General features: G+C 41.4%; 9 protein-coding genes. 4 read left to right on the top strand and 5 right to left on the bottom strand.

From position 1 onward, the window contains the following. The first annotated feature begins 88 nt into the window (after positions 1–88). Complete coding sequence (locus tag O3Q51_09245) at positions 89–1,852, top strand: hypothetical protein (protein ID MCZ4408992.1); 1,764 nt, start codon at positions 89–91, stop codon at positions 1,850–1,852. Between the two features lie 136 nt (positions 1,853–1,988). After that, positions 1,989–3,095, top strand: a complete 1,107-nt coding sequence (locus tag O3Q51_09250; protein MCZ4408993.1) for a hypothetical protein — start codon at positions 1,989–1,991, stop codon at positions 3,093–3,095. Between the two features lie 59 nt (positions 3,096–3,154). Here the strand turns inward: O3Q51_09250 and O3Q51_09255 are convergent, their stop codons facing one another. The 5 genes from O3Q51_09255 to O3Q51_09275 form a co-directional block, all read right to left on the bottom strand. Then, on the bottom strand, positions 3,155–3,976 hold the full coding sequence (locus tag O3Q51_09255; protein ID MCZ4408994.1) for a hypothetical protein: 822 nt from the start codon (positions 3,974–3,976) through the stop codon (positions 3,155–3,157). After that, the gene (locus O3Q51_09260; protein MCZ4408995.1) at positions 3,973–4,515 is read right to left on the bottom strand and encodes a hypothetical protein; all 543 of its coding nucleotides are present in this window, start codon (positions 4,513–4,515) and stop codon (positions 3,973–3,975) included. Before O3Q51_09260 ends, O3Q51_09255 begins: the two co-directional genes overlap by 4 nt. Positions 4,516–4,766: 251 nt before the next feature. Next, positions 4,767–7,925, bottom strand: coding sequence for a CHAT domain-containing protein (locus O3Q51_09265; protein MCZ4408996.1), 3,159 nt, complete (start codon positions 7,923–7,925; stop codon positions 4,767–4,769). Further along, entirely contained in the window at positions 7,922–8,644 is a 723-nt protein-coding gene (locus tag O3Q51_09270; protein MCZ4408997.1) for a hypothetical protein, read from the bottom strand. The genes O3Q51_09265 and O3Q51_09270 overlap by 4 nt, the downstream gene beginning before the upstream one ends. Next, positions 8,637–9,203, bottom strand: a complete 567-nt coding sequence (locus O3Q51_09275; protein MCZ4408998.1) for a sigma-70 family RNA polymerase sigma factor — start codon at positions 9,201–9,203, stop codon at positions 8,637–8,639. Before O3Q51_09275 ends, O3Q51_09270 begins: the two co-directional genes overlap by 8 nt. A gap of 273 nt (positions 9,204–9,476) precedes the next feature. On the opposite strand from O3Q51_09275, the gene O3Q51_09280 reads away from it, so the two are divergent. Then, positions 9,477–11,279 (top strand): tetratricopeptide repeat protein, encoded by a 1,803-nt coding sequence (locus O3Q51_09280; protein MCZ4408999.1) that lies wholly within the window; start codon positions 9,477–9,479, stop codon positions 11,277–11,279. Positions 11,280–11,505: 226 nt separating this feature from the next. Further along, the coding region (locus O3Q51_09285) for a hypothetical protein (GenBank protein MCZ4409000.1) at positions 11,506–11,903 on the top strand (398 nt) is incomplete at its 3' end.

Genomic DNA, 11,903 nt, shown 5'->3' on the forward strand with positions numbered 1-11,903 from the left:
TTACAACATGATTGATTTTCTTAGGCTGAGGTATTGTTTTGCCTTTATATTTTTTTGCGGAGTTTCATTTGGTTCTTTATCACAGAGCTTGTTAGATTCTGAGCCTTATTTGGAAAAGGTGATGAATTGCCTTACTGAAACCGATTCAGATTGTAAAGAAGCGGTTCAAGAGGCTATAGCATACATCCGCGATGTGAAGAATGATACGTTGGCGGCTTCTCAATTTATTAAGTTAGGAAATGCTCGCATGAGGAATGGAAGATGGGATTCCATGGCGTTGGACTTATTTGAAATGGCACATAGCCGAAACTTAAAAAGCGAGGACCCCTGCGCAATCGTAAAGAGTCAGTTTGCCATTACTCGATATGCGCGGTTTATGGGGATGGTAGACTCAGCAGAAGTTTTTGCCGATCGAGCTCTTGAAGCAGCCATTTCATGTGGCAATCCATCAGAAATTGCGCGCGCTGAAGTATTCGTGGGTAGTGCTTTTATGCAACGCAGCGCCTATACTGAAGCATTAATCCATTTTCAAGAAGCCGAAAGAATGTACTTGGATATTCCTGACAGTTCAGGTCTTGGAGGGCTCTACTTGGACATGTCTATTCTATATTCGGAAATGCATCAAAAAAGTGAGGCTCGTAAGCTCACCTTCAGTGCTTCTGAGATATTTAAGAAAACAGGAGAGGAAAGAAAATACGCCATAGCATTAATTGATTTAAGTGCTGATCTTTTGGATATTAAACGAGCTGATAGCGCATTGACTTTTTTGTCAATAGCCAAGCCGATTATTTCAGGAAAGCATCAACGAGCTGAAGCTTTTATGGAGCAAAATTTTGGTAGTGCCTATTATTTACTAAAGCGATATCCTGAAGCGATTGATCATTATCAAAAGGGGTTGGAACTCATTGAGCCGATAGGCGATTTAAACCTCACTATTATTCTTCACAACTTCATAGCCCAATGCTACAGGAAAATGAATGATGGTGCCAATGCTTATATATATGCTCAGATTTCAGATAGCCTTTCTGCATTTACCCCTAAAAATTTCAGGCGTACAAAGACCTATCTCGAGATGGCCGAGGCAGCTCATTTGGTTGGCAAACACAAAGAGAGCTACACCGCTTTTAAAAAATATATTTCCTTGACAGATAGTCTGACGGGTGACGAAAAGCAAAAAGAAATTGCTGAGCTGGAGCAAGCCTATCAAGCTGAAAAACGAGAAAATGAGATCGCATTTCATAAGCAAGAGAACACACTGTTAGCAGAACGAAATGAGGCCTCCACAAATCGAAACTATGCCTTGGCTGCCTGCCTCTTACTTTTAGGGTTTGCAGCTTACCAATTAATCAGCAAGAAGAACAACCGAATAAAAACACAAGCAATACAAGCTCAGCTGAATAGGTTAGAAAATGAGGCGCTCAATAAAGAATTAGAGCATAAGAATCGGGAGCTCACTTCCAAAGCCCTAGTGATTGCTCAAAACAATCGATTGTTGGAAGAACTTGGAGAGAATATCAAGGGGATAGAAACCTCTGATAACGAAGACGAATTGAATCGACTTTTGACCAAATTAAAGATCAGTAAGGTTCAGGAAACCAACTGGAAATCATTTACTGATCAATTCAAAGAGCTCAACCCTTCTTTTCACAAAAGTCTGGCGGTCAAAGTAGAAAACCTGACCTCAGGCGACCTTAGGCTGGCAGCCTTACTTCGAATGGGCCTGAGCAGCAAGGAGATTGCGAGTATGCTCGGGATAGGGGAAGAGGGTATGAAAAAAGCCCGATACCGCTTGCGCAAAAAAATGAATCTGGATTCAGACGAGAGTCTCGAAGTGGAAATAATGAGAATCTGATTTATTTTGATTGGAGGATGTTTTTCGATTAATACAATCACGATGCCCTCGCAAAAGGAGTTCCAAGAAAAAACATCAGTTTTTGTTCACCTTTTTTTCATTGTTCGATATATAGGAAATGAATCAATCGAACATTATGAAAACTTCCGCTTCTCTTCTTTTTTCCGCCATTCTTTTTGCATCTGTAGCCTGCACCGGCCAAAACTATAATCAGGGAAACTACAACAATCAAGGGGCACAATATGCTCAATCGACTTCTTCAGGAAGTGATCAAGTGGTAATGAAAACCATTTCAAATCCTCAGACAGGGCAAGTAGTTGCTCAGATGCCACTTCCCTCTTCTTGGAATATCAATCCAAATCCGGGCCCACAAGATGCTGCGGCTACAGGTCCGGGCGGAATTGAAATTCGCTCTTTCGTAGGACAATCATTTACATTCAGTAATGATCAGTACACGAATCAAATGTACCGGCAGAGCGGGCAGAAAGTGCGCCAGCCTGTTGGAATTGAATCAGCAATCAAGCAAGATATCATTCCGGAAGTGCAAAAAATAGGACTGCAATTTGAAAAGATGTATGCCTTGCCAAAGCTTGCGCAAGTCGACAAAGCATATAGTGATCAATTGTACACGTATGGCCAACAGCAGAAGTCTTTTCAGGTGGCTGGTGCAGAGTTTACCGGAAAAGACGGGAAGAAAGAGTTACTTATTATACATTATTATGAAACGTATGGCATGGGAATGTATTTCTGGGGATATACCCTTCAAAACTTATCGGCACCTCAACAGTCTTTTGAATCAGCGAAACAAACGTATATCTATGCACTGGAAAATATTCAACACAACCCACAAGCCATAGCTGCCTATAACGCAAAAGAGTCAGCTCAGCTTTCAGCGAATGATGCGGCTTTTCAAAATAGAATGCGCAACAATCAAGCAAATTTTGAAGCCACTCAGAGATCTCATGTCAATAGCTCCAATGCCATAAATGAAGCACAAATGGGAATCTACCGCACCCAGACTGAAAGTTTCAATAGAAGCAATCAACAAATCACTAACGGCATAAGAGAAGAGAGTACCATGTACAATTCTACCAACGGGGAGACTTATCAAGTAGAAGGTCAGTCAAATACTTATTGGATGAATGCCAATGGAGAGTACATTCCAACTGACAATAGTCTCTACAACCCCAATCTGGATCAAAACGTTAATTCGACAGAATGGGTGGAGGGAGATCCAAGATAATCTGATTAATCAGGCGATAAAAAAGGCTTTCGGTTTCGGAAGCTTTTTTTTTGCTCATTCTAGTTTATGGATTTCTTTATTTCCACTTCAATCTCCTTCAAATAAATTTTATCCATATGCTCAGTATAAAGGTCGAAAATCTTTGAGCCACTTTGGTAGAGCTCTCTGGCCATTTCAAGGTTTTCACTATAAAGCTCAAATTGACCTGTTTCGCGATACGCTAAAGCGATATAGTAACGGTTTTCGGCTAAGTCATTCTCGGCTTCTTGGAGTTTTAGGGTCTCAATAGCTTTGTCAAACTCTTCTTTTTCGAGGTAAAGAACCCCTAAGTGTAAGTAGTCGTAAGGACTGGCAAAATAGGTTGAGTCGTTGAGCTTATTCTCCATAATGGAAAGGGCCTTTTCGGATTTTCCGATGGCTTTGTAGCAGAGGGCTCGTGTGATTTCCAGGTGGTAGTCTCCATTTTGACCAAAGCCGATATCGTAATCAACCAAGCTGTCGAGCAGCTCAATATCAGCGATGGCTCCCTCGTAATCGCGAAAGAATTGGTACCGACACCAGCCTCGGTAGAAAAGCTCTCCCTCGGGATCATACTCGACTGCTTTGTCGATTAATTTTTTCCAAGTTAAGAAGTCACCACTTTTAAGATAGGCCGTAGACTTTACCTTGTACGCATATGCAAAAGTGGAATCAATGGCCAATGCTTCGTCCAAAAACTCTTGGTAGGCGCGGCTGAATTGATAATGACCTGCTCGTTTTTCTGCTACTAAGCAAGCTTCGTATTTGAGCGTATCGCCTTGAAGCAAATAGGCGTTGCAGTTGGGCTGAGCACTTGCTTTCCAGCAAAAAATGATCAAAAAAGAGAAGTAGAAATATTTCATGGTAAGATTTCGATTATGTCTCCGTTTTCAATTTTGAAAATCAGATACTGGTAGTACTCATCAGGGTTATCTGAATCGGGTAGGGGCTTCCACCCGTCTAATGATTTGGTAATGGACATCAGCTGATCGGTTATTCGTGCGTCGAATTCTCTTGATTCATAGTTTTCGTCAGAGCAGATCATTCGAAATCGTCCCGACTCACCGCGACAGTTTACTACGAATCTGATTCTTACCCATCCACTCTCCTGTGCCTCTACAGGAACGTAGGCCAATTCAAACTGCTCTTTGATCTTGAGCATTTCACCTTCGTATTGAAGGCCTTGTGAAAAATTGAAGTATTGCTTGAGGAATACTTCATCATTGCAAAGCTTGAATTCGGGATCGTCGAGTAAGGTATCACCTTCAATGTCGCCTACGTATCGCAGGTATTTCGATTGTTTCTTTTCAGTAGAGCACCTTGTCAAAGCGATAAATGCAAGAAGGAGAATGAGCGCCTTACCGAAAAAGCGTTCGGTAGGAAATTTTGATTTTGGCATCATACGAGCCAAACATATCGATTTCAGAAGTTTATCTGATTGGTTTTAAATCTTCTTAACATGAAGAAATGTTAATTGAAACCTATTTCTGCTTGGAGTGCGGATTTAACAAACAAACGGCTCCTTTCGGAACCGTTTGCTTTCCTACCTCAGCAGGCGCCTGTCTGATATCATTAGTGAGATCAAACTCTATCTAAGTGGAGGAGTGGTTAGACCACACTTCCTCATCGATAATTTTTGAAAAGGTGAACGAATTAAGACGCTTTTCTTCTGATTTTTCTTGCGAGGATCAGAAGAACCGCGATCCCCAGGAGAGAAAGCACAATCCATAAAAAATCATGGGATGATTCGATCGGCTCAACATTGCCAAACAGAACCAATCCCGACCAGTAGTAGGGGTTTTTCAGCTCTCCTTCAGAAGCACTTAGATAGCTCAATTTGGCTTTTCTGAGTGCTTCGTTTTTGGCCATTCCATCAGATAAATTTTGGTAAAAGGTCTCTATGATTTGAGCGGAAGTTTTTTCGTCAATTTCCCAAAGCGACATGACCAAGCTTGGGCATCCTGCATAGGCAAAGCCATGAGCCATTGACAAAACGCCTTCAGAGCTACTCTCTTTTCCTACTCCTGTCTCACAAGCGGTGAGCACGGCCAGTTCAGCACGTAATGGTAAGTTATAAATCTCATAAGCATGGAGATAACCATCCTCTTTTTCGGAGCGGGTAAGAATTAGCCGAGAGAGCATGGGAGAGTTGGTATTGATCTCTGTGTGCGTTCCCAAATGAATAATTCTGTAATCATCGGCTTCCTGTTTGAAACGGTCCTCTGTAGCCTGTGCGGCAATGACTGACTGCCCTGAAAAAAGCTCCCCAATGAATGCAGCGGTCTTCATGGCAAAAGGCTGTCGAATAAATTTTTGGCCTGAGCCACCCTCATTTTCGCCGTTTTCAAAACCAGGTGCCATAGCGAGAACACCCTTTCCGTTCGAGTCTCCCGACAAGTTTTGATAGAGCAATGAGGTCGTAGCTGAAAGCAAATAGGAAATGGTATAATCCTCTATAAGGAATCGCCCCGTATTATTGTCTGTCAAAACCTCAAAATTCAATGAATACAAGGCCCCGTCAGGAATGATAAATATTTCGGTGCCTTTAAAGTGGGACTCTAGGGGAGCGATAAGATGAGTATAAAGTTTCTCTGCGAGTGCACGACTTTCTTCTTGATTCCTGTTTATGACGGATTGATTGAATGCTCTGATTTTTTCTTCAACGTTGTCCAATTCAAATGTCACCAACTCGATATTAGTTGGAGTAATAACAAATGCCATTAGCCCGATACTGGTTTCGACATACTCTATTAGAGTCTGATCTTTTCGAAGCAGCTTATTTTGAATCTCGTTTAGTGTAGCTGTTTTGGAGTCGTACCGCAATTCATAGTAATTCGGGTAAGCCTTTCGGATGTGATCGAGAAGAGCATCGTATTGCTCCTCGATTTCACCATAATTTTCTTTCACCTCGGGGTCCGATAGCTGCTTGAGCAAAAATCTTTCTTTTGCAATGATACTATCGGGCACTTGAGCCACTCTCAAAGAACTGAACTTATTGAGTTGACGTTTTAGAAGAACCGTCTTTCGCTCTTCTGCGTAGCGTAGCAACTGGTCTCGAAATGAATCTTTTCCGGTAAGCTCATAGAGCTCGTATGTAATTCCCGCGGCCTCAGCATAAATTGCTGCGTGCTCATCGATAAAGGATAACTGTGCCCCGTCTGAATCAAAGTTTCGGCGTTCCTCACTCAAATAGGTCAGTGCAGATTCTAAATAATCCAAGGCTTTTTCTAGAGAAGCTGCATCAGCGCCCGCAATAAATTGTGCTTTCATTAAGAGAGCCTCAGGTAGCATTCTCACAATGCCGCTGTAATTACCGGCTTCTTTATTTCTATTCAATGTCCGGTTTGATTCAAATATTGCAAGAGCTTTATCCAAATAGAATTCAGAGCTATCGCTTTCATTCTGTTTCAAGAATACCTTTGCACGCTCGAGCTGAATTTCTCCAACGGGGTTACTCTCGTTACCAAAATTCTCAGTAAAAATGGTGGCAGACCGCAATAAATCTAAGTGAGCATCTGCATAATCGCCTAATCCAACTCTTACCGCAGCTCTAAATCGGTAGGCTTTTGCCAATTCTTGACTTCCAAATTCATCTGAAACTTGTGCAGCCAACTCTATTGTTCGATTGATGTGGAAAAGCGCCTTCTCATATTTTCCCCACTCTTGGTAAAGCTGCCCAAGACGCTGATGTCTGTTGAGTGTATGATAGTTTACTTCTCCATACTCTCTTTCCGTACCTTCAAGGCTATTGAGCAGGTGTACTTCAGCTTCCTTATAATTACCCGCTGCAAGTTTGATACTACCGCGGGACTCTTCATAACCGACATACTTCTTTTCATCATCATCAGGAAAAAAACCGGTTTGGAGCGAATAGACGTATTCAGTCATTGCTAAGGCACGCTCCAGATCTCCGATGGAAAGATAAAGAGCGGCGAGATTGTGGTAATTGGAGACTAAGTTTCTTTGCTGATTATGCTTGTCATAAGTCTCTGTCAAATGAGGAATGGCTTCTTTTCGCAATTTAATTGCCTCCTCAAGTAGCTCCATACTTTTGGCCAGATTCCCCTCGTCTTCATAAGCTAGCGAAAGATTACCAATGGCGTTTGAAGCGTACATTTTGGCTATAGTTGTGTCTTTCATCAGCAATGCCAATTCACTGCTGCGCTTCAATGCATTTTTAGCCTTGATCATATCGCCATATTTCCAGTAGGAGGCACCTAAGGCATTGTAGCAATCCACTTTTTTAGAAAGCAAAACGGTCGTATCCTCCTCTATGATATTGACGGCTTCTTTAAAATGGAATATAGCTTTTGGAGTATTTCCTATCACTTGATAGTCGAAGCCGAGATTGTAATGAGCGTCAGATCGCTCCATGACATCCGCATTTGAATAGCGATTGCAAAAGTCCAAGAAGCGTAAATCCGTAGCCATACACATGCTGTCAAGTCCGGCCTCATAATAGACCCATGACAGCTCATTCAGCGAAAAGAGGACGTTTGAAGAATCACTATCCTCTTTTTCTATTAGGCTTACCAGGTACTCGGCCCTTTCAATGCCTTCTTCGGTTTTACCTAGCTGGGTTTTTGCCCTACCTGTTTTGTAAACAAACTCGTGGAGTGAATCATAACGAGCGGTTTCGATAAGATAACCAACCTGCCGCTCCAGTGCCTTTTCAAGCTGAGCGTAGCGCTCTGCGGCATAGAAGGAATCTACGAGTACTTGATTTTCAAGATACACTGAATCATTGAAATCTTGGCAGAATAGTAAGGAGTTTATACTCAGTAAGATTGCTATTGCCAAGCTGAATCTCATGATCCAATTGATTCTTGTATTGCAGTGATTTTAGCTTTGAAAGGTGAATCGATTAGTGGAATAATCTTCATGGCTTTCTCTGTATTTCCGCTTTTCAATTCAGACAGAAATAGCATGTACTGGGCTTTATTATTAAAGTTTGATCCGGCAGATTCGAAGGCTTTATTAAGATAGGGCTTAGCCTGGTCGAAAGCCGCCATATTGAAATAAGAAGCTCCGATATAGTAATTTAACGTATCGTTTTGAGGTTCTGATTCCAAAAGGATGTTCCATTTATCGAGGGCCTCTTGGTAGTCTTCCATTTTGTAATCAACCATTGCATCGTAGAAGTCATAGCTGTCTGTTGCGCTCATCGGAACAGGAAGACCCGGATCAGTATAATTGTATTCAGCGTATAACTCAGAAGTGGAATCCTCCTGATTAAAAAACCAGAATGAAAACCCTATGAGTACTGCTATAGACGCAGCGATAGAGAAGAATAGGAAGGGATTTTTCTTTCCTTGGGCACTATCGTATAGCTCTTTGTGAATAGAATCTAACTCGACTTTCAAACCTTCCGCTTCAACAGACTTTATAAGTGTTCTTTGTTCTAAAACGGCTTTTCGCAGCGCGTCATCCGCTTCCATTTCTTTTTGGAAACTTTGCCGCTCTTCGGCGGACATGTCGCCCAAGATGAATCGCTCAATTCGTTCAAAATCTTTTTCCGACAGTTCACGCATTGTTCTCAGAATTAAGGTCGCGTAATTTTTTCATGCAGCGGTACTTCTGTGTTTTCACAGTAGCAGCGTCAAAGCCCAGTTCGTTTCCTATTTCGTCCAAACTCATTTTGGCGTAATAGAACCGATTAAGGATATTCTGGCATTTTTCGCCGAGTTGGGCGTAGATAGTTCGCAATTGATTGAGTCTATTTTCGCTTTCGTCTACTTCAACTTCCTCTGCGGGATCGTAATCTTCAGCCAGTCGCATAGTAGACTTATAGGATTTGGACTTTACACGATCGAGCCATTTAAACTTGGCGATTCGATAGATGTAGCCTCCAAGGGAGGATTCGTCTTGGGGAGTGAATTTGCCCTCTTTGGCATTTAGCCAAGCCGCCGTTATGGCTTCTTGGAAGATGTCTTTGGCATCGTCACTGCTTCCCGAATTTTGTATGATATAAGCTTCCACCGATGGATAGTTTTTGGAGTAAATTTCTTTTAATGTGGCTCGGTCGTGTTCAAGAAAACGACTGGTCACTTTATCTGAAATCGGCGGAATTTTATTTTGGTTGCTCTGCACGTGGCATTTAAGTCGGTCAATCTTTCAATTTTAGAGAATTAATCCGTGCAATGCAATTTTATTTTCTGCCGTTTCAACTATATATCGAGAAAGCTTGGAAAGGTGAACATCCTTTCTCGTTTTAATTAGACACCTTTTTAATATTAGGCTCTCGTTAGGATTGCTAAATTCGTCAACTGAAGCACTTACTTTCCGATCTTTCTTAAAAAAGACATAATTGGCACCTCCTAATTGTTTGTATCCTCGGTGCAAGTAGTTTATTATTGCTTAATAATGCTCAAACGAAAGACATATCATCTGTTTGTAGCACTGCTCTTTCTGAGTAACTACTCCATTGGCTTAGATTCTGATTCTATAAGCTCAACGGATTCACCTAGAGACAGTCTAAGAAACCTAATCGCAATTGAAACAGATGCTAGAACCAAAAGCGTCTTGTATTTGAAGCTCGCCAATACCTATAAGGCCAACAATTCGGAAGATGGTATTGCTCCTGCAAGACGTGGGGTTGAGCTAGCGAGAAAGGCGGATTACCCAATTGGCATTGCAGAAAATTACGCCGTGTTGGGAGATTTATTCGTTTCCATGAACCAATTGGATAGTGCACGCGTAAGTTATCAAGAAGCAGGGTCTGTCTACAAAGACCTGGGGCGATGGTTTGATTGTGCTCAAGTGACAATGATAATAGGGAATATCCTTCTTGCACAGAATAAATATGTAGAAGCACAGAAAACATACTTAGAGGCTCTAGAAATCGCGGAAAAACAAAGCTTATCGCTAATAGAGGCCCATCTTAACAACAATCTAGGTGTTCTATACATGGACATTGAAGATTACGATGATGCTAAGAATTACTCCCAAAAGGCAATACAAGGATTCATTAAAGAGGGGGATTTGATCAATGCAAACTTAGCAAGGGCTAATGTTTATCAAATTCTGGTTACAGAAGGAGAATACGATAAGGCGATAGATGGCTTTTTGGATATTGTGAATTTCTTCTTGAAAGAGAAGAACTGGGAACACGTGGCATACGGCTACAACGAAGTTGCATCCATTCATTATGAGCGAAAGGACTATTTGGACGCTGAAGAATTTGCAGGCCTCGCTTTGACAACTGTAGAAAAGAATCTAGACTATTTTGAAGGGCCTTCCTCTTATTACCGAGCTGAGATTTATACCACGTTGGCAAAAATCTTTAACAGTCAAGGCAAGGAAAGCGACGCAATGAAATTTGCACGTGCGGGATATTCGATTTCGGTGCAAAACTCCTACTCAAAAAACGCCTATGAATGTGCCGAGATTCTTTTCAATATTCTTTCCCTTTCTGTCCGGAAGGATTCAGCGCTGTATTATGGAAAGGCTTACATAGAGTCATACAAGACTTTTGAAAGGGATAGAGACGTAAAGCAAATCACTCAGCTAAAGATGCAGAGGGAGTTTGACGAAGCTGAACGAAAACGCGAAGTAGCAATAGTCAAGAAACAAGCTGCTGCAGATCGTCGAGAGCTCATATATATAGGAGCGTTAATCATTACACTTCTATTGGTCACGGTCCTCGTTTTTCGGTATAAAAATCAAAAGATTAAAACGGATCGAGCTAATTTATTGAGAGATAAACTAGAACTTGAGAAGGAAAGCCTTGGTCAAAAATTGAGGTACAAGAATAAAGAGCTAGCAACAAATATGATGTATCTACTCGAGAAGAATGAGTTTATAGGTTCTATCACCAATAAGTTGATAGACATGAGGTCTCGGGCAAAGAAGGAAAATCAAGATTTCGTTCAAGAAATCATCATAGAGTTGAAAAGGAACTCCTCACAGAAGATTTGGGAAGAGTTTGAAATGAGGTTTAAAGAAGTTCATGCTGATTTTTATCAATCTTTAATGGACAAGTATCCCGACCTCACTCCGAACGAAGTTCGCCTTTCAGCTTTCTTGAGATTGAATATGTCAACGAAGGAGATATCAGCCATTACCCACCAATCGGTAAAAAGCATCAACATGGCCCGTTTCCGCTTGCGAAAAAAGATTGGAATTGATCGCGATGAGAACCTTATTTCGTTTCTGACTCAGCTCTGAGTTACTTTTTCCTTTCATCTCGAAGTGTGTTAAAATCATCTGATAGACAGTTGATTGAGTTCTGTTGTAGTAATGTTGTTTCCGCTATTTATTGGTTGTAGTATCCAAGTGATCGCGAAATTTTTGATTGACCATCTCCTCCCTCTACATTCGGCAAAGTTCAATTCGATTGTTCGGTATGAACGACTTGTTCAAATCAAATCATTTTAAACCAAATCAAAACAAAATGAAAAAGCTTTACTCGATTATTGCCATTTTATTTTTCGCCGTCTCGGTGTTGCAAGGTCAATCAACTCTGACCATAAATGTGGCGGACAGCGAAACAAGTCTTCCAATTGAAGGCGCTACGGTTCAATCTTCATCATTTTCCGGCCAAACGGACGCAAGTGGAAAGCTTGTGCTAAATAATATAGCTGATGGTTCATACAGTTATACGGTTTCGGCAGATTGTTTCATTGCAGGAAGTAACAGTGTAACGGTAGCTGGAAGCGATGTCGATAGTGATACTGATCTCGATCCTGAGACTACCAACAACGTATTCTTCTTCGTTGGTTCACCATTTACTCTTTCTGGAGCTACGGTAAACCTAACGGGTCCAAACGGATACAATGAGTCAATCGTAAC

Source organism: Cryomorphaceae bacterium 1068 (genome assembly GCA_027214385.1).
Taxonomy (GTDB): domain Bacteria; phylum Bacteroidota; class Bacteroidia; order Flavobacteriales_D; family Cryomorphaceae; genus JAKVAV01.